Here is a 19,788-nt window from a genome sequence, read left to right as displayed (position 1 = left end):
CGCCGATTGACTGGTCTACACCCTTGACTGGTCCAGACCAAGGCGGTTGAGTGTGCGACCACAACCCCCCACCACGGCCGCCCCCACGCCGTGACCGGCCCGCCGGCACGTGTGCACGAGGCCCTGCTCCAGCCTGCCCTCGTACGGGTGTGGCCGTGCTCCGCAAAGGAGTTGATCCCGTGTCAAGACGCCGCGTCTCAGCGGTCCTGGCCGCGCTCGTCGTCGGAACCGCCGCTCCCGTTCTGCTGCCCGCCCAGAGCGCGTCCGCCGCGCCCTGTTCGAGCTACCCGAGCTGGGTGGCCGGCAGGTCCTACGTCACCGGCGACATCGTCCGCTACACCGACGGCAAGGCGTACATCGCCGAACACGACAACCCCGGGTACGACCCCACGATCAGCACCTGGTACTGGGAGCCGTACGCGTGCGACAGCGGACCGTCGAACCCCTCCGGCTTCGTCGTCAGCGAGGCCCAGTTCAACCAGATGTTCCCGAACAGGAACTCCTTCTACACGTACAGCGGCCTGAGGGCGGCCATGAGCGCCTACCCGGCCTTCGCCAACACCGGCAGCGACACCGTCAAGAAGCGGGAGGCGGCCGCCTTCCTCGCCAACGTCAGCCACGAGACCGGCGGCCTGGTGCACATCGTGGAGCAGAACACCTCCAACTACCCCACCTACTGTGACGGGAACAGGCCGTACGGCTGCCCGGCCGGTCAGGCCGCCTACTACGGGCGCGGCCCCATCCAGCTCAGCTGGAACTTCAACTACAAGGCCGCGGGCGACGCCCTCGGCATCGATCTGCTGAACAACCCCTGGCTGGTGCAGAACGACGCGGCCGTCGCCTGGAAGACCGCCCTGTGGTACTGGAACACCCAGACCGGACCCGGCACGATGACCGGCCACAACGCGATGGTCAACGGCGCGGGCTTCGGCCAGACGATCCGCAGCATCAACGGCTCGCTGGAGTGCGACGGCAAGAACCCCGCGCAGGTGCAGAGCCGCGTGAACAACTACCAGCGGTTCACAGGGATCCTCGGGACTTCACCCGGCGGCAACCTCTACTGCTGACGGCGCTCGGTGGCCCATGATGTCATGCACCTGATCACCGACCGGCCGACCCGATGAAGGGCACGAGATGCCAACCCCCCGCACCGCCCTGCTCACCGCGACCGCCGCGCTCGCCGCGGCGGTCGTCGCCCCCTCGCCCACCGCCTCCGCGGCCGTACCGGCGACCGGCGCCTACTACGTGCAGAGCGCCACCACCGGACTGAACGCCGCGGACAACGGGGGAGCGGTGGAGCAGCACAGGCCCAAGGGGAACGAGGACCACCAGCAGTGGACGCTCAGGGCGAGCGGATCCTCGTACGTCCTGGAGAGCACCGACAGCGCCGGCAGCTGCCTCGGCCGCTCCGGGGACCAGGCGCGCACCGTCGCCTGCACGCACTCCGACGCCGCCTGGGAGATCACCGAACTCGGCTCCGACCAGTACCGGCTGAAGGTCCCGGGCGCGGAGCGCTATCTGACCGTCGGTGCCAAGCCGTCCGGCTCCAACTACCCCGCGCGGCTCACCGTCGGCCCGGCGAGCGCTCTCGCCGCCTGGTACCTCACCCCGGTCACCCCGACGACCACCCCCATGCCGCCCGCCAACGAACGCACCCTGGACCAGGTCACGTTCCTCACCTCCCACAACGCCTACGCCAACGGCGTCGACGGCGGCTTCGCCCCGCCCTTCGTGAACCTGGCGCCGAACCAGTCCCGGGGCATCAACCAGCAACTCGCGGACGGTGTACGAGGGTTCATGCTGGACGCCCACCAGACCTCCGACGGCGCCATCCTGTGCCACAACAGTTGCACCCTCGTCAGCAACCCGGTCGCCCTGTGGGTCGACATCCAGCGCATGGTGGACTTCCTCAAGCGGAACCCGAACGACGTCGTGACGGTCTTCTTGGAGGACTACGTCGATCCGGGCGTCCTGCGCGGCGAACTCGCCCGCGTCAGCGGCCTGTCGGACGTGCTCTACCGGCCGGACCGGACCGGCGTACGGCAGAACGGCTGGCCGAAGGTGGCCGACCTGATCGCCGCGAACGACCGGCTGCTGATCTTCACCGACCACAGCCGCTCCGCCGACCAGTCCGCCGGACTCACCCGGGACACCTTCGGCGTGATGTACCAGCGCGAGTGGACGGTCGAGAACTACTGGTCCATGGGCTCGGGCCTCGGCTCCTCCGACTGGTCCTGCTACAGCCGCTGGTACGACGCGGGCACCAACATCCCGCTGACCCGCACCGAGTCCCGCTTCCGGCCGCTGTTCGTCATGAACCACTTCCGTGATGTCGCGGTCACCTCCACGGTGGCCACGGACAACACCAAACTCGCCGACCGGGCCCAGCGGTTCTGCCGGCCGGCCGCCCGCAAGAAGCCCAACTTCCTCGCGGTCGACCACTACAACCTGGGCAACTCGGCGTCCGCGGTCGCGACCCTGAACACCTACACGTATCCGTAAGGCCCGTACGTGGAGGCGTCCATGTCTCCGTGAAGCGGGCGGGAAGGCGCCCGCGGCCCTGCGCCCTTCGTGGATGACCTCGCGACGATCATCGCGCGGGCCGCCGGCACCCGGACACTCGGCGATCTGGCCGTCCATCGTCTCGCCACCCCCGGCACGGGCGATCCGGACAACCTGGTGGAGAACGTGGCCGCGGGCGCGCTCCGTCTCCCGGAGGAGGAGGCGGCACGGCTGAACGGGCTGCGCCGAACGGCGGGTGGAGAGCGCGAGCCGGGGCTCACACGGCCCAGACTCCGTCCCGCATCAGATGCCGCCGGGGCAGCTCGCGCTGCTCGTGCCACGCCTGCACCGCCCGCGGCCGCACCCGGTAATACGCGTACGGCGCTTCGCTCGCCCGGGGATCCCAGCCGAACTTCTCCGAGAAGGCGTCGGCCGCGGCCGACGGGACGTTCCGCAAGGTGAAGGCGGTCACGTCACCGTCGATGAGGACGACGTCCCGGGTGTCGCCGAAGGCCAGCCGGGTCCGTCCTCCGGCGCGCAGGTTGCGGCCGGTGGGGTTGGTCTCCCTGGTGGAGAGCCAGAGGAACTCCCCGTCCCAGACGAACCACAGCGCCACCAGACACGGCACTCCGTCGGCGTCGGCCGTGGCCACCCAGACGTCCGTCTCCCGCTCCAGCCGGGCCAGGACGTCGTGCTTGCGCTGCTCGGGGGTGCGGACGGTCCCAGTGATCTCCATGACGGGGACGGTACCGGCGTCGGCGCCCGCGCACCTCGGGCCGGAGCCCTAGGTCGGCGGACCGGGCGGAGCCGGACCGCCGACCGGTTGCCATACCCTCGTGTTACGTATAACGTCACCCCTCACTCCGACACCCACGCGAGAGGCCCATGAGACACATCGCCCTGGTCACCCTTGTCGTCGACGACTACGACGAGGCGATCCGCTTCTACACCGAGGCGCTCGGCTTCCGGCTCGTCGAGGACGCGCCACGGCCCGACGGATCGCGGTGGGTCGTCGTCGAGCCGGGTCCGGAGGAGGGGCGCGGCAGCGGACTGCTGCTGGCCCGGGCGAAGGACGAGGCACAGCGCGGCCGGGTCGGTGACCAGACGGGCGGACGCGTGGGCTTCTTCCTGCACACCGACGACTTCGCCCGCGACCACGCTCGTATGCGTGCCGCCGGCGTGCACTTCCTGGAGGAGCCGCGGCACGAGGCCTACGGCACCGTGGCCGTCTTCCAGGACCTGTACGGCAACCGCTGGGACCTGCTCCAGCCCTCCCGGTAGCCCGATCTCCCACGTGCCGGAACCACCCACCGGTCCCCGAACCACCCGCTGAGGAACCACACGCATGACCGCGCACCGCATCGACACCGCCACCATCCGCCGCCTCCCCAAGGCCGTTCTGCACGACCACCTCGACGGAGCCCTGCGCCCTGCCACCCTCGTGGAACTCGCGGACGCGGTCGGCCACACCCTGCCCACGACCGACCCGGAGGCGCTCGCCGCCTGGTACGTCGAGGCGGCGGGCTCCGGCGACCTGGTCCGCTACATCGGCACCTTCGAACACACACTCGCCGTGATGCAGACCCGTGAGGGCCTGCTGCGCACCGCCGAGGAGTACGTGCTCGACCTCGCCGAGGACGGTGTCGTGTACGGCGAGGTCCGCTACGCCCCCGAGCTGATGCTGAAGGGCGGCCTGACCCTCCCCGAGGTCGTGGAGACCGTGCAGGAAGGCCTGGCCGCGGGCATGGTGAAGGCGGCGGCCGCGGGCACGCCCGTGCGCGTGGGCACTCTGCTCTGCGGGATGCGCATGTTCGACCGCAGCCGGGAGATCGCCGACCTGGTGGTGGCGTTCCGGGAAGCGGGCGTCGTCGGCTTCGACATCGCCGGCGCCGAGGACGGTTTCCCGCCCGCCGACCACCTGGAGGCCTTCGCCCACCTGCGCGGACAGAACGTGCCGTTCACGATCCACGCCGGTGAGGCCCACGGGCTGCCGAGCATCCACCAGGCCCTGCAGGTGTGCGGTGCCCAGCGCGTCGGGCACGGTGTCCGCATCACCGACGACATCGTCGACGGCAAGCTCGGCCGCCTCGCGGGCTGGGTGCGCGACCGCCGTGTCGCCCTGGAGATGTGCCCCACCTCCAACCTGCAGACGGGCGCCGCCGGCTCCATGGCGGAGCATCCCATCACCGCTCTGAAGGACCTGGGCTTCCGCGTCACCCTCAACACCGACAACCGTCTGGTGTCGGGCACGACCATGACCCGTGAGATGAGCCTGCTGGTCGAGGAGGCGGGCTGGACGCTGGACGACCTGCGCGCGGTCACCGTGAACGCCCTCAAGAGCGCCTTCATCCCGTTCGACGAGCGGAACGCCCTCATCCGGGACGTGGTGCTTCCCGGCTACGAGCCCGGCTACGCGTCCGCGCGCTGAAGCAGCCCGCGCACGAACGCGGCCTGTCCGACGTGCTGGAGGTCGTCGGCCAGGACGCTGACCAGCCGGACGCCGAGTGTGACGGCGGGGGTCCAGCTCTCGTCCACGACCCGGTCGAGGTCCTTGTCGCGGAGCGAGTCCACGAAGGCCAGGGTCCGCTCGTGCACCGCGTCGTAGTAGCCGAGCAGCAGGTCGCCCGAGTCCACCCGGACCCGGGCGACCTTCTTGGGTGTGTGCCCGTATCCGGTGTCGTGAGCGGGCAGCCCCAGGCCGAAGCGGTCCGCCCAGCCGTCCGCCAGCCACACCTGCTCCTGGCCGGCCACGCCCGCCACGTGGTCGTCCTGGATGCGCGTGAGATGCCAGACCAGCCAGGCCAGGGAATTGGCGCCGTCCTGGGGCGGGGTGTTGAGCTCGTCGGGGGAGAGGCCATCCACGGCGGCGTGGACCTCTTCGCTGATGCGGCCGAACGCGTCGGTCAGAAGGTCTTTGGAGTGCATGACATCCAGCCTCCCGCACGAGAGGCGGGTGCGCCTGCGAAGTCACGGATGCGTTTCTTTTCAAGCCGGCCCTTGTGGCCCAACCGTCGATTCCGCGCCCCATGGGCACCTGTTCACCATTTCAAACCGGTACTTACTTCCAGTTACTCGCCTTCGTGGTCATCGAATCTCCTTGAATTCTCCTCTTCTTGGGCTGCGTGAACAGATAAATCGCATACGGGACTTCGGGAGGAAGAGGTGTGCGATCACTTGTTGCGGGACCACGCTCTGTGCAAGGGTGACGCCTGTCGGTGTGCAGGCAGGTCGTGCCCTGCTGCTGTACGCGGCACGGCCTGGAGGACATAGGACGTGAATGACGCCCGCTTTTCGCATTCGCCGCGGCTTGTTCCGCGAACTGCTCCGCAACTCGCCCGTTCGTCCGGGGTGACGGACGAAGAGCTGGCAGCCGAACTGAAACGGAGTTCCGGCAGGCGGCCCGCGCGCCAGCCCGTCGGGGAACTGCTGTCCCGGCACTGGGTGGCCGTCTTCTCGTACGCCACCCTGTGCACCAGCGGCCCCCAGCACGCGGGAATGCTCGCCACTGCCGCATTTACACGTGTATTCGGGGAATCGCATCAGCAATCGGGCCCGACCGCCGCATGGCGGCCGCATCTGCTGGTCACGGTCCGCCGTATAGCGGGGGAATGGGACAGGGGCAGCCGACGGATGATGCTCCACCCCTCTCTGAGAACCGGTCCCGAGGCCACGGGCCGCGCCGCGTTACGACTCCTCCCCGCGGACGACAGGAAACTCGTCTCCCGTGCCTTCCACGGGCTTCCGGAACGCGCCCGCTGCGTCCTGTGGCACGCCGAGGTCGAGGCGGAGGACCCCGCCGTTCCGGCCGCCCTCCTCGGGATCACCCCCGAGGACGCCGCCGTGAAGGCGGCCCAGGCACGGGCACTGCTGCGCGACGCCTGCATGCGCGCGCACCGTGAGACCGCCCCCGACGAGGAGTGCCGTCGCTTCAGCCGTCTGCTCGACGTGTCGCTCCGGCGCGGTGACCTGCGGCTCGACCCGGACCTGTGGCAGCACCTGGCGGGCTGTCCGCACTGCCGTCGCACCGCCGACCAGTTGGACTCCGGGTCCCGGCCGGCCGTCCTGCTGGCCGAGGCGGTGCTGGGATGGGGTGCGCGGGCCTACGTCGACTCGCGGCCGGGGCGAGGGCGGGGAACCGCGAGGGCGGGGGGACCTGCGAGCACGGCAGGAGCCGCGACGCCGGCAGGGGGCGCGGGGTCATGGTCGGCCGGAGCCAAAGCCGGAGCCAAAGCCGGAGCCGGAGCCGAGGCAGGAGCCGGAGTGCCGGTGGCGGGTGGTGTCTCGGGCGGGCCCACCGGGGCAGCGGCCCCGAGGGGCGGTGTTCCGCGTCCTCCCGCTCGGCAGGCCGGGTGGGAAGACGGGTACCTTCCGGCCGGGCGAGCCGGTCGGCCCGCCCCGTCGACCGGCCCCCGTCACGCGGTGCGCCCCGGTCTCCGTCGCCGGGACGCCCTCCGCTCGCTGGTGGCCGGGGCCGTGAGCGGGGCCCGATCCTGGCGCCTCGCCCACCGTCGGCGGGTGGCCCTCGCCACCCTGGTGGTGAGCGGATGCGTCCTGGTGCCGCTGGCCCTGACATCGGGAGGCGGGAGCACCCCGGTCTCCCATGCCCCTTCCGCCGGGGCGAGTTCCCCCACGAGGACACCGGGTGCGTCAGGCATCGGGGCGGGTGGCCTGGCGAGCGGCCCGCTGGAGGGCCGCCTGCGCAACGCGGGCAACGGCCTGTGCGCGGGCGTCGACGGTACGGGGGCGACGGCGGGTGCGGAGGTCGTGCTCACCCTGTGCACGTCGTCGGTGCGGCAGCAGTGGTCGTACGAGACGGGTGGCTCGCTGCGCAGCCTGGCGGACACCGAACTGTGCCTCGACTCCCGCCCCGGCCTCTCCGCCCGGCTCGGCCCCTGCGGGGACCCGGCACGGCAGGGGCGCGTCCAATACGACTTCACCCGCGACGGCACCCTGGCGCCACGCGGCGGCCTGGGGCTCGCGCTGGCGCCCGCCTCCGCCGTGGAGGGCGCCGACCTGGTCCTCAAGAAGCGAAGGGGTGGTGACGCGTCACAACAGTGGGTCATCGACAACTCGGTCGAGTCCCTGCAGATCGAGGCGGTCTCCCGGATGACGGACGCCTCGACGGCGGCCCCGGAACCGTCCCGGCCCGCTCCTCCGCCCGCCCCGGCACCCCCTTCGAAGCCCCGCCCCCCGGCGTCGTCCCCCGCCCCGAGCCAGACGCCCTCCGCACCGCCTGCGCCGTACCCAGGGTCGAACCCGTGCCCGCCCTCCTACTGCTGGCCCTACGGATATGCCAACGACGCCTATGGCGATGGCTACGGCTACGGCGATGGTTACAGCTACGGAGGTGGCTACGGCCAGGGCGGCGGCGGCTGGGGAGGCGGAGACTGGGGAGGCCGCGGCTGAGGGGCGGTCGGCGCACTGCGTGACAGCCGCCGTGGACTTGAGCAGGTCTCGGAACTTGACGCCCGGACAAGGCCGTTGCCACACTCGCCGCCCCCACAGAAATCGCTTGCTGTCGTGTCGCGGTACGCCCTGGGGTGCCATGGAGCCGCGTTGCCGCAGGTCACTGACGACACTCGCGTGAATCGATTCAGTCGAACGGGTTTCGACAACGTCGAGGAACGCGGGAGGCGGCAAGCGCACAACCCCCCATAGGAGAAGACGAGATGGGACGCAGAGCCGCAGCTCACCTCACCGCCGAGGCCGCACCGGTCCGCCGTACCCGCACGAGGCGCGCGGCACTCGCCGCCGCCTGCGCCACCGCCCTGCTCACCGGCGCCGCCGTAATGACGGCTCCCGCGAACGCGGCACCGGAAGCAGCCCTCGCCGACCCGGAACCGGCCGCCGCCCCGGCCGCCCCACGGGAGGCGATCGCCGCGTGCGGTGACGGCTCGTACCAGGCGGAGGCCGTGCTCAGCGGCAGCACCTGGACCGCCCGGCGCGGCGGCAGCACCGTGTACACCGGCGGCGACATGCGCGCCGCGATGCAGGCGGCCATCAACAGCCTGACGTCGGGCCGGACGTCGAAGGAACGGGTCGTCGTACGAGGATCGGGCTCCATCGCGGCCGGCTCCCGGGTTTCCCTGCCCAGCTACACGGTGCTCGACGTGTGCGGCACGATCAACGTCACCGGCTCGGGCTCGGGCGACCAGGCGCCGGTGTACGCACGCGGCGTCCGGGACATCGAGGTCCAGCACCTGAACCTCACCGGCACCCCGCTCTACGGTGTCTTCCTGCGCAACGTCCAGAACGTCGTCCTCGGTCAGATCGACATGCGTCTGTCGCGCGGCCTCGGCGTCCGCATCGACAACCGCGGCGACACCAGCCAGTGGACGCGCAACGTCCGGATCGACAACGTGTACGTCTCCGGTGCGAGCAGTCACGCGGTCGAGACCTACGGCGTCGACGGCATCACCATCGGCACCGTCACCGCCCGCAACGTCGGCGAGTCCGGCCTCCTGCTCAACCAGACCATCAACGCCACCGTCACGAAGGTCGACGCCGACGGCGCGGGCGCGGGCACCGGATACGCGGCCTTCCGCATGGCCAACCGCAACGGCCGCGTGGGCAGCGGCTATCCCACCAACGTCCGTGTGGGCGAGGTCGTCGCGCGCGGCGGTGGACGCGGCGTCTTCTGCGTCTCCGAGAGCGGCGGCGCCGTCATCGACCGGGTGACCCTCTCCAACACGGGCAACAACGCCATTCTGATAGAGAACTGCTACAACGTGAACATCGCCGCCCAGAGCGGCAGCGTGTCGGGCGGTGGGGAGATCCGCCTCGCGGCACGGTCGGAGTTCCCGAACAACCGCGACATCACCATCCAGAACCTGACGGTGACCAACTCGTCCATCCGCGAGAGCCCCTGCGGCGAGAACACGACCTTCCGCAACAACCGGCTCGTCAACAGCGGCCAGGACATCTGCTGAACCGTCCGGGCGCGCGTCCGGTACGACCTGCGACGGACGCGCGCCCAGTCCGCCCAGGAGGCCGCGTCGTCCCGGACGACGCTAGCATCGGGCCCCATGATCGTATGGATCAATGGCACCCACGGCGCGGGCAAGACGACGACCAGCCCGCTCGTCCAGCGACTGATCCCGGACTCGCGGGTGTTCGACGCCGAGAAGGTCGGCGAGACACTCATGGACATCACGCCGGGGCTGCCCCCGACGGACAACTTCCAGCACTGGCCGCCGTGGCGGCAGCTCGTCGTCGAGACCGCCCGCCGCGTACTCGACTACACCGGCGGCACCCTGGTGATGCCCATGACGGTCCTGGTCGAGCAGTACTGGCGTGAGATCAGCGCGGGCCTCGCCCACCATGCCATCCCCGTACGGCACTTCGTCCTCCACGCCGACCAGGCCACCCTCCGCGGGCGCATCGAGGGGGACACCGTTCTCGGCCCCTCCTGGTTCCGTCTCAAGTACCTCGAGCCCTACGCCGAGGCGGCCCGCACGTGGCTGCACGACGAGGCCGAGGTCGTCGACACCACACACCTCACGCCCGCCCAGGCCGCTCAGCAGATCGCGGAGGCCGTCAAAAGCTGAGGCCCGCCTGCCACGCCGATGCGCCCCGGCGGCCGGTGCGTTGGTGTGCCGAGAACAAGTTGTTCGGCGGGTCGGACATCGTTCGAAAACTCTTGACGTCCCCGTGTACACCAGTTGACACTCTCGCAACACGACGTCACACCGACGAAACGGCGGGCCTCCCACGGCAGGGGTCCCGCTGTCCGCCGTGCCTGCCCCCGCCTTCCTCCAGCCGCGCCTCAGCAGGGAAAACTCCACATGACGAACTTCGCACGACCTCGCCGCGCGAGACGTCGGGCCGGCAAACTCGCCGGGCTCGCCGTCGCCTCGCTCTTCCTCGGTCTGGCGGGCCCCGCCGTTCCCGTGGCGCAGGCGGCGGACACCGCGGACATCGCTGACGGCCTGGTGCTGCGCTACAAACTCGACGCCTCCGCCGGCAGCGTGGCCGCCGACTCCTCGGGCAACGGCCGTGACGGCACCGTGAACGGCACAGCCGGCTGGTCGGGCAGCGGCGAAGGGCTCGCCTTCAACGGCTCCGACACCTACGTCAAGGTGCCGAACAACATCATGAGCGGCCTGGACTCGATCACCGTCTCGATGGATGTGAGAATCGACTCCACGCAGGCCACGCCGTACTTCATCTACGGGTTCGGCAACACCAGCGGCAGCGCGGGCAACGGCTATCTCTTCACCACCGGCGACGGCTTCCGCACCTCCATCGCCACCGGCAACTGGTCGACGGAACAGACCACCAGGCCGTCCACCTCGCCGAACCTCACGCGCTCGGTGTGGAAGCACATCGCCTACACCCAGACCGGCACCACCGGTGTGCTGTACGAGGACGGCGTCGAGGTCGCCCGCAACACGGCGCTCTCCATCACCCCCGGCGGCATCGGCTCCGGCACGACCACCGCCAACTACATCGGTAAGTCCGTCTACCCCGGGGACAAGCTCTTCAAGGGCAACATCCGCGACTTCCGGGTGTACGACCGTGCCCTCGCCTCCTCCGAGGTCGAGCAACTCGCCCTCCCCGTCGACACCCAGGGCGTCGCCGACGACAGGGCCGCCCTCACCCTCGGCGACACCAGCGCCGTCACCGACGACCTGACCCTGCCGGCCACCGGCACGGCGGGAGGCTCGAAGATCAGCTGGGCCTCGGACAACTCCGGCGTCGTCTCCGCCACCGGAAAGGTCACCCGCCCCGCGGCCGGCGAACCGAACGGTCACGCCACGCTCACGGCGACCCTGAAGAAGGGCACCGTGACCGCAACCAAGACCTTCGACGTCACGGTCCTGCCCGACTTCGACGACGCCACCGCCACCGAGAAGGCCGCCGAGGAACTCACCGTCCACAACCTCGACGACGCACGCGGCAACCTCACTCTGCCCACGAGCGGCGCCTACGGCACGAAGGTCGACTGGTCCTCCGCCGAGCCGGACATCGTCTCCGCCGACGGCATCGTCCACCGCCCCGCGCACGGCGACGGCGACACCACCGCGAAGCTGACCGCCACCGTCAGCAAGGGCGAGGCGAAGGCGACCCGCGAGTTCACCGCCGAAGTACCCCAACTGCCGAAGAAGGAAGCCCTCAAGGGCTACATGTTCAGCTACTTCACCGGCGAGGGCACCGCGGACGGCGAACAGCTCTACGCGGCCCTCAGCAAGGGCGACGACCCGCTGAAGTGGCGCGAGCTGAACGACGGCAAGCCCGTCCTGACCTCCACGCTCGGTGAGAAGGGCCTGCGCGACCCGTTCATCATCCGCTCCCCGGAGGGCGACAAGTTCTACCAGATCGCCACCGACCTCAGGATCTACGGCAACGGCAACTGGGACGCCTCCCAGCGCACCGGCAGCAAGTCCATCATGGTCTGGGAGTCCACCGACCTCGTCCACTGGACCGACCAGCGCCTGGTCAGGGTCTCGCCCGACAGCGCCGGCAACACCTGGGCGCCGGAGGCGTTCTACGATGAGCAGCGCGGCGAGTACGTCGTCTTCTGGGCGTCGAAGCTGTACGACAACCCGGAGCACTCCGGCGACACGTACAACCGCATGATGTACGCGACCACCCGCGACTTCCACACGTTCAGCGAGCCCAAGGTCTGGATCGACCGCGGCTACTCGGTCATCGACTCCACGGTGATCCAGCACGACGGGACGTACTACCGCCTGTCGAAGGACGAGCGGAACAACACCTCCTCCACCCCCAACAGCAAGTTCATCTTCGAGGAGAAGAGCGACTCGCTGCTCGACACCTCCTGGACCGCGGTCGCCGAGGGCATCGGCAAGGGCGCGATGAACGCCGCGGAGGGGCCGCTGGTCTTCAAGTCCAACACCGAGGACAAGTGGTACGCGTTCCTCGACGAGTTCGGCGGACGCGGCTACATCCCCTTCGAGACGACCGACCTCGCCTCCGGCAACTGGACTCCGTCCCCCGACTACGACCTCCCCGCCAAGCCCCGCCACGGCACCGTGCTCCCGGTGACGCAGGCCGAGTACGACCGCCTGCTGCGCGCCTACCAGCCGGACCAACTGGTGGAGAGCGTCGAGGACATCAAGGTCAAGACGGGAATCGGTGACGCGCCGGTCCTGCCCGCCACCGTCATCGCCGAGTACACCGACGGTGTGAAGCGCCCCGTCTCCGTCACCTGGGACGACGTACCGGCGTCCGCGTACGCGCAGGCCGGCACCTTCACGGTGCAGGGCAGCCTGCCGGACGGCGCGGCGCTCGAGGCCCGCGCGGAGGTCACGGTCTCAGAGGAGGGCCCGGACGTACCGGCCGACCTTCTCCTGCGCTACGGCTTCGACGAGACCGGCGGCAGCATCGCCCGCGACTCCAGCGGCCACGGCTACCACGGCACCTACGTCCGCACACCCGAGTTCGGCACCGGTGTGAAGGACGGCTCGTTCAAGATGTCCGGCGGGTCGAGCAGTTCCACCACGTCGCCGTACGTCAGAATCCCGAACGGCGTGCTGAAGGGCGCCGACAGCGTCACCGTCTCCACGTACGCCAAGTGGAAGGGCGGCGACCACTTCCAGTGGCTGTTCGGACTCGGACCCGACAGTGACAAGTACCTGTTCGCCACCCCCTCCAACGGTGGTTCCAGCCTCTACTCGGCCATCACCAAGGCCAGTTGGTCGGCGGAGTCGAAGCTGACGGGACCTCAGTTGCCTGTCGGTGAGTGGAAGCACGTCACCGTCACCCTCAACGGCCCCACCGAGACCGCGGTTCTCTACGTGGACGGCATCCAGGTGGCCCGGGCGACCGGGGTGACCACCAAGCCGTCCGAGCTGTACGACTCCTCGAAGGGATACTCCGGCTACATCGGGCGGTCCCTGTACTCCGCCGACCCGTACTTCGGCGGTGAGGTGGACGACTTCCGGATCTACAACCGGGCCCTCACGCCCGCCGAGGTCCTGGAGCTCAGCGGCAACACCACCGGCATCGCCTCGGCCACGCACCCCGACCTCAAGGTCGACGCGCTCGTCGACGACAAGGACAGCAGGATCGTCCTGCCGCTGAACGAGGACGCCGACATCACCTCCCTCGCCCCCGAGTTCACCCTCGCCCACGGCGCGGCCATCAGCCCCGCCTCCGGGTCGGTACACGACTTCACCGAGCCGGTCCGTTACGAGGTCACCGGCTCGGACGGCAAGAAGCGCACCTGGACGGTCGAGGCACAGCGGATGCGCAGCCCGGTCCTGCCGGGCCTGAACGCCGACCCGAACATCGTGCGGTTCGGCGACACCTTCTACCTGTACCCGACCACCGACGGCTTCGAGGGCTGGAGCGGCACCCGGTTCAAGGCGTACTCCTCCAAGGACCTCGTCCACTGGAAGGACCACGGAGTCATCCTCGACCTCGGGCCCGACATCTCCTGGGCGGACAGCCGGGCCTGGGCGCCGACGATGGCGGAGAAGGACGGGAAGTACTACTTCTACTTCTCGGCCGACGCGAACATCGGCGTCGCGGTCTCCGACTCGCCCACCGGCCCGTTCAAGGACCCCCTGGGCAAGCCGCTGCTGAAGGCCGGACAGCTGACCGGCCAGATGATCGACCCCGCCGTCTTCACCGACGACGACGGCACCTCCTACCTGTACTTCGGCAACGGCCGCGGCTACGTCGTCCCGCTCAACGACGACATGATCTCCTTCGACGCGTCGAAGATCACCGACATCACACCGAGCGGCTACAACGAGGGCTCCTTCGTCATCAAGCGCAAGGGCACCTACTACTTCATGTGGTCGGAGAACGACACCCGGGACGAGAACTACCGCGTGGCCTACGCCACCGGCCCCTCGCCCACCGGCCCGTGGACCAAGCGCGGAGTGATCCTCAGCAAGCGCCTCGGCCTCGGTATCAAGGGCCCCGGCCACCACTCCGTCGTCCACGTGCCGAACACCGACGACTGGTACATCGCCTACCACCGCTTCGCCATCCCCGGCGGTGACGGCACGCACCGCGAAACCACCATAGACAAGATGGAGTTCGGCTCCGACGGCCTGATCAGGGACGTGGAGCCGACCCTCACCAGCATCGACCCGGTCACCATCGTCCACGCGGGTCCGGACGCCGACGGCAAGGAGGGCGGCGCGATCACCCTCACCGGCACCGTCTCCGGGGCCGGCGGGCCGAAGTGGACGGTCGAGGACGGAGCCCCCTGCGCCTTCTCCGATCCCAGGGCCGTCCCGACCACGATCACCTGCGCCGACGACGGCACGTACACGGTCACCCTCACCGGCGGCCGCAGCAGCGACACGCTCAAGGTCACCGTCGGCAACGCGGCACCGGTCATCGGCACGGCGACCGGCCCCAAGTCCCCGGCGCCCGTCGGCGGGCGCACGGTGGTCACCGCCGAGTTCGACGACCCGGGCACCGGCGACACGCACACCTGCAGCGTCGACTGGAAGGACGGCACCGGGCCGACGACCGGAAGCGTCAAGGGTTCCGTCTGCGAGGCCGCGCACACCTACACCACGGCGGGCATCCGGCGTCCGGTGATCACCGTCACCGACGACGACGGTGCCTCGGACCGCACGACCCTCCCCGAGGTGATCGTGTACGACCGCTCGGCGGGTCCCGCGCTCGGTGCCGGTTTCCTCTCCTCGCCCGCCGGTGCCTTCCCCGCCAAGCCGGCGCTGACCTGGACCGCGGCGTTCTCCTTCGACGCCCGCTACAAGAAGGGGGCGTCGGTGCCGTCCGGCCACGCCACCTTCGACTTCCTGAAGGCCAAGCTGAAGTTCCGCTCCAGCGGCTCGGACTGGCTCGTGGTCACCGGTTCGAAGGCCGTGTACCAGGGCTCAGGAAAGGTCAACGGCACCAGCGGGTACGGCTTCAGGATCACCGCCACCGACGGCCGCCCGGACACGTTCCGCATCGAGATCTGGAAGAAGTCCACCGGCCAGGTCGTCTACGACAACCGCACCGGCGCGACGACGAAGGGAGTCACCGTGGGTGACCGCCGGCGGTAGGCCGGACCGCGTCCCACTTGCGCCGCGCGGCGGCCGGGCACAGTCCCGGGCGCCGCGCGGCGCGCTGTGTCACGGGGCCACTGCACCGTATGGACCACCTCAGGAGCACACGCACGAGCCGATCTGGCTAATTTGTCCATGTATCTCCTCTTATTCCTATGAGGGATGAAAGGTGGGCAATGGTCAACGGCTCGAACGCCACGCTGGTCGGTGCGCCGCAGCCAGGGTCGCCCACGCTCGCCCGGAGGCCCTGGCACGTACGCGGCGACGGCTGGCTCCTGGCCGTCGCGGGGGCGTACACGCTGGCCCAACTCACCCTCGTACGCCCCGGAATGGGTCTCGGCTGGGACGAGACGGTGTACGTGAGCCAGGTCAGCTCCCATGCTCCGCCGGCGTTCTTCAGCGCACCGCGTGCGCGCGGCGTCTCCTGGCTCGTCGCGCCGGTCGCCACATGGTCGTCGTCCACCGCGCTCCTGCGCGTCTACCTCGCGCTGCTGTCGGGACTGGGCCTGTTCCTGGCGCTGCGTGCCTGGCGCGGGGTGTTCCCCGTCCGGGTGGTGGCCCTCGGGGGCGCGCTCTTCGCCACGCTGTGGGTGACGCTCTACTACGGCCCGCAGGCCATGCCGAACTACTGGGTGGCGATCGGTGCTCTCGCGTGCGCCGGCTGTTTCCTGCGCGCCCGGGCCGACCGCGCCGACCGGTGGGCGCTGTGGGGCATGGGCGCGAGTGCGGCCCTGATGGCGTGGATGCGGCCCACCGACGCGGTGTGGGTGGCCCTCCCGCTGCTGGCCCTCTCGGTGTGGATGCGACGCCCCCGGCTCCTGGCGGCCCTGGTGGCGGGGCTCGTCGTGGGTGTGGCGCCCTGGGTGATCGAGGCGTACGCCGCCTTCGGCGGCCTGGAGCAGCGGTTGGCCGAGGGCTCCCGAGCCCAGGGCGGGTTGGGCTGGAACATCGCGGTCGACGACCAACTGCGCAGCCTGAACGGCCGCACCCTGTGCCGCCCCTGCACCGGACCACTGGCCCACATCGGGGTGGCCGCCTGGTGGTACGCCCTCCCGCTGTTGGCCGCCCTCGGGACACTGGTCGCGATCAGGGCGCGGCGCCCGGCACCCACACTGGTCCTGGTGGCCTGCGCCACCACGGCGGCCGTCCCGTACCTGTTCATGATCGGATACGCGGCCCCGCGCTTCCTGCTCCCGGCCTACGCCCTGCTCGCCATCCCGGTGGCCGACGCGCTGGTGCGCCTGGTGACGGCACCCAGCGGGAGGTGGCGGCCGGTCGCCGTGACGCTGGTGGCACTCGCGCTGACCGGGCACCTGGTGGCGCAGTTCGCGGTGCTGACGCGCACGGTGAACCGCACGCACGCGGCCCGCCACGACTGGTCGCGCACCGCCGCGGAACTGCACCGCCTCGGCGTACGGCCACCCTGCCTGCTGACCGGTCACCTGGCGATCCCGATCGGCTTCTACGCCCGGTGCTCCTCGGCGCACACCACCGGCAACAACACCAACACCACCCAGGCGGAGCTCGTGCGCACCGCACGGCGGATCCCGTTCGCCGTGCTCACCCCGCCGGGGTCCGCCCCGCCCGGGTACGCCCGGACGTGGCCCGCCCACCGGTTCGGCCACCTCGACTTCTACGTGGCGCCGAGCGCCCGTTAGCCGCAGTCCACCGCGGGGTCGTCCAGCAGCCGCATCAGTGCCCTGGCCGCCGGGCTGGTCGCCTCCGGGGGCGGAAGCATCGCGACGGTGTCGTACGACGTCTCCCCGGTGCCCTTCAGCGGAAGCGCGGCGAGGGACGAGGCTTGACGTTTGTGGCTGAAGTGCCGCGGGACGACGGCGATGCCGAGGTTCTCCTGGACGAGGTCGAGGAGGCTGTGCACGTCATTGACCTCCAGGGTGACCGTCCGCCGGACGTCCGCCACCGCGAAGGCCGCGTCGGTGGTGCGGCGCGGCCCCCAGTCGGGGTGGAAGTCGACGAAGGCCTCGCCACCGAGGTCCTCCGGCGTGACCGCGCCCTCGCCCGCCAGCCGGTGCGTGGGGTGGCACAGCACGGTCATCGGCTCACTGGCCAGCGGGACGCAGCGCAGTTGCGCGGTGTCCGCGCGGGTCGTGACGGCGAACGCCAGATCCAGGCGCCCGGCGGCCACCTCCTCCGCCAGGGCGCCCGAGCCGGCCTGCCGCAGCCGGATCTCCACGTCCGGATGGCGACGGCGGAACGCGGCGAGCAGTCTGGCCACGCACACCCCGGCGATGCACTGCTCGGTGCCCAGTGACAGCGTGCCGCGCACCACGCCCCGCACCGCCGCCACGGCATCGTGGGCCGCACGGACCTGAGCGAGGATGCGCTCGGCCTCGCCGAGCAGCGCTTTCCCGGCCTCCGTGAGCGTGACCCGGCGCGTGGTGCGCACGAACAACGGTGCCTGCAGCTCCCGCTCCAGCGCGCGGATCGACGCCGAAAGCCCCGACTGCGACACCAGCAGCCGCTCGGCCGCCCGGGTGAAATGCTGCTCCTCGGCGACCGCGACGAAATGCTGGAGGTGACGCAGTTCCATGATTGAGAAGCCTAGACGCTGAATGCCATCCGATTCCCCTGTTGGACCGGCACCGCGTGCGCGGGTGAGAGTGGAGACCTGTTGTTGAGGCTTTCCAGGTCCTTCCCTCGCTCCCCGCTCTCCAGGAGTACGCGTTGTACACCGCACACCCCGACCGTTACGCGGACATGCCCTACCGGCGCACCGGACGCAGCGGCCTGCGGCTGCCCGCCCTCTCGCTCGGCCTGTGGCACAACTTCGGGCCCGACCGGCCGGTGCAGACGCAGCGTGCGATCCTGCGCCGCGCGTTCGACCTGGGCGTCACCCACTTCGACCTCGCGAACAACTACGGGCCGCCGCCCGGCGCCGCGGAGAGCGCCTTCGGCGAGGCGCTGAAGGACGACTTCGCGCGGTACCGGGACGAACTCGTCATCTCCACCAAGGCCGGCTACCTGATGTGGCCCGGCCCGTACGGTGAATGGGGTTCGCGCAAGTACCTGCTGTCCTCGCTCGACCAGAGCCTCGCCCGCATGGGCCTCGACTACGTCGACATCTTCTACTCGCACCGTCCCGACCCGGACACTCCGCTCGAGGAGACGATGGGTGCCCTGCACTCGGCGGTCCAGCAGGGCAAGGCCCTGTACGTCGGCGTGTCCAACTACTCGCCCGAGCAGACCCGTGAGGCCGCCCGCATCCTGGGTGAGCTGGGCACGCCGCTGCTCATCCACCAGCCGCGCTACTCGATGCTGGACCGCCGACCCGAGGAGGGTCTGCTCGACGCCCTCGACGAGCTCCAGGTCGGCTCCATCGCGTACTCGCCCCTCGAACAGGGCCTCCTGACCGGCCGCTACCTCAACGGCATCCCGCAGGGCTCCCGGGCCGCGAGCGACAGCCCGTTCCTGAACGCCGACAAGGTCACCGAGGACCTCATGGGCCGGCTCCGGGCCCTGAACGACGTGGCCGCCTCCCGCGGCCAGTCCCTCGCCCAGATGGCCCTCGCCTGGGTCCTGCGCGGCGGCCGCGTCACCTCCGCCCTCATCGGCGCGAGCAGCCCCCAGCAACTGGAGGACAGCGTGGTGGCCATCCGGAACCTGGACTTCACGCCGGAGGACCTTTCCCGCATCGACGAGATCATCAAGGGCTGATCCGGTGCCGGAGGGGCTGAACGATTCAGCCCCTCCGGCGTTTGAGAGCGGGGGTGTGGGGGTGGCCCCGAGAACGGGGTCCGGGGGGTGGCCCCCGAATCGGGTGTGGGGGTGGCCCCGAGAACGGGGTCCGGGGGGGTGGCCCCCGAATCGGGTCTGGGGGTGGCCCCGAGAACGGGGTCCGGGGGGTGGCCTCCGAATCGGGTCTGGGGGTGGCCCCGAGAACGGGGTCCGGGAGCCGGCCCCCGAACCGGGTCTGGGGGGACGCCGAAAACGAGGCCCGCGGGCCCGGCCCCCGAATCAGGGTCCGGGGCGGAGCCCCGAAAGGACGGGGGCCCGGGGGCGGCCCAGCAACCGGGTCCGGGGCGGAGCCCCGAAAGGATGGGGGTCCAGGGGGCGCAGCCCCCTTGGCGGAGCCGAAGGGGCAGAGCCCCTGGGGATGGGACGGGTAGGGGCGGCGGGGGCGAAAACCCCTGGGCCCCACCGATGCGCACGGTCCCCCGCCCCCGCACCGTCCCCCCCCCGTTATGTTTTCCGCGGTCCTGCAAGAGGACCGCTGGCCTCCGGGCCCGGCATGGCTGGTCCCCCCTGTCGAACCGATGACCTGGGGGGT

13 protein-coding genes are annotated in these 19,788 nt (G+C 70.5%); 10 read left to right on the top strand and 3 right to left on the bottom strand.

The genetic code is table 11. The features are described from left to right. Nucleotides 1–179 precede the first annotated feature (179 nt). Complete coding sequence (locus ACZ49J_RS31275) at nucleotides 180–1,067, top strand: glycoside hydrolase family 19 protein (RefSeq protein WP_467454063.1); 888 nt, start codon at nucleotides 180–182, stop codon at nucleotides 1,065–1,067. Between the two features lie 67 nt (nucleotides 1,068–1,134). After that, nucleotides 1,135–2,502: a phospholipase gene (locus ACZ49J_RS31270; RefSeq protein WP_467454064.1), complete on the top strand. Its 1,368-nt coding sequence runs from the start codon at nucleotides 1,135–1,137 to the stop codon at nucleotides 2,500–2,502. Nucleotides 2,503–2,779: 277 nt separating this feature from the next. Here the strand turns inward: ACZ49J_RS31270 and ACZ49J_RS31265 are convergent, their stop codons facing one another. Further along, the gene (locus tag ACZ49J_RS31265; protein ID WP_467454066.1) at nucleotides 2,780–3,238 is read right to left on the bottom strand and encodes a pyridoxamine 5'-phosphate oxidase family protein; all 459 of its coding nucleotides are present in this window, start codon (nucleotides 3,236–3,238) and stop codon (nucleotides 2,780–2,782) included. 149 nt (nucleotides 3,239–3,387) lie between these two features. Here ACZ49J_RS31265 and ACZ49J_RS31260 point away from each other — a divergent pair, with 149 nt between their 5' ends. Both ACZ49J_RS31260 and ACZ49J_RS31255 read left to right on the top strand, forming a co-directional pair. Continuing rightward, nucleotides 3,388–3,783, top strand: a complete 396-nt coding sequence (locus ACZ49J_RS31260; protein ID WP_467454067.1) for a VOC family protein — start codon at nucleotides 3,388–3,390, stop codon at nucleotides 3,781–3,783. A gap of 64 nt (nucleotides 3,784–3,847) precedes the next feature. Continuing rightward, nucleotides 3,848–4,930, top strand: coding sequence for an adenosine deaminase (locus ACZ49J_RS31255; RefSeq protein ID WP_467454068.1), 1,083 nt, complete (start codon nucleotides 3,848–3,850; stop codon nucleotides 4,928–4,930). Here the strand turns inward: ACZ49J_RS31255 and ACZ49J_RS31250 are convergent. Then, nucleotides 4,912–5,427 (bottom strand): mycothiol transferase, encoded by a 516-nt coding sequence (locus tag ACZ49J_RS31250; RefSeq protein ID WP_467454070.1) that lies wholly within the window; start codon nucleotides 5,425–5,427, stop codon nucleotides 4,912–4,914. The two genes, ACZ49J_RS31255 and ACZ49J_RS31250, sit on opposite strands and share 19 nt — an antisense overlap. Before the next feature lie 423 nt (nucleotides 5,428–5,850). Between ACZ49J_RS31250 and ACZ49J_RS31245 the strand changes: the two genes are divergently transcribed. The 5 genes from ACZ49J_RS31245 (at nucleotide 5,851) to ACZ49J_RS31225 (ending at nucleotide 17,158) form a co-directional block, all read left to right on the top strand. Next, nucleotides 5,851–7,908, top strand: a complete 2,058-nt coding sequence (locus ACZ49J_RS31245) for a ricin-type beta-trefoil lectin domain protein (protein ID WP_467454071.1) — start codon at nucleotides 5,851–5,853, stop codon at nucleotides 7,906–7,908. Nucleotides 7,909–8,171: 263 nt separating this feature from the next. Continuing rightward, nucleotides 8,172–9,431: a hypothetical protein gene (locus ACZ49J_RS31240; RefSeq protein ID WP_467454072.1), complete on the top strand. Its 1,260-nt coding sequence runs from the start codon at nucleotides 8,172–8,174 to the stop codon at nucleotides 9,429–9,431. A gap of 96 nt (nucleotides 9,432–9,527) precedes the next feature. After that, complete coding sequence (locus ACZ49J_RS31235; protein ID WP_467454073.1) at nucleotides 9,528–10,049, top strand: P-loop nucleotide/nucleoside kinase family protein; 522 nt, start codon at nucleotides 9,528–9,530, stop codon at nucleotides 10,047–10,049. Between the two features lie 237 nt (nucleotides 10,050–10,286). Continuing rightward, nucleotides 10,287–15,497: a family 43 glycosylhydrolase gene (locus ACZ49J_RS31230; protein WP_467454074.1), complete on the top strand. Its 5,211-nt coding sequence runs from the start codon at nucleotides 10,287–10,289 to the stop codon at nucleotides 15,495–15,497. Between the two features lie 179 nt (nucleotides 15,498–15,676). Then, complete coding sequence (locus ACZ49J_RS31225; RefSeq protein WP_467454075.1) at nucleotides 15,677–17,158, top strand: hypothetical protein; 1,482 nt, start codon at nucleotides 15,677–15,679, stop codon at nucleotides 17,156–17,158. Here ACZ49J_RS31225 and ACZ49J_RS31220 read toward each other — a convergent pair. Next, on the bottom strand, nucleotides 17,155–18,051 hold the full coding sequence (locus ACZ49J_RS31220) for a LysR family transcriptional regulator (protein WP_467454076.1): 897 nt from the start codon (nucleotides 18,049–18,051) through the stop codon (nucleotides 17,155–17,157). The genes ACZ49J_RS31225 and ACZ49J_RS31220 overlap by 4 nt on opposite strands. Nucleotides 18,052–18,185: 134 nt before the next feature. On the opposite strand from ACZ49J_RS31220, the gene mgrA reads away from it, so the two are divergent. Next, nucleotides 18,186–19,175, top strand: a complete 990-nt coding sequence (gene mgrA, locus ACZ49J_RS31215) for an L-glyceraldehyde 3-phosphate reductase (protein ID WP_467454077.1) — start codon at nucleotides 18,186–18,188, stop codon at nucleotides 19,173–19,175. The last annotated feature ends 613 nt before the right edge of the window (nucleotides 19,176–19,788 follow it).

It is taken from the genome of Streptomyces sp. NPDC030840, assembly GCF_055572015.1.
Note: the sequence above shows the minus strand (reverse complement) of the source record. Positions and strands in the feature narration are given on the sequence as shown.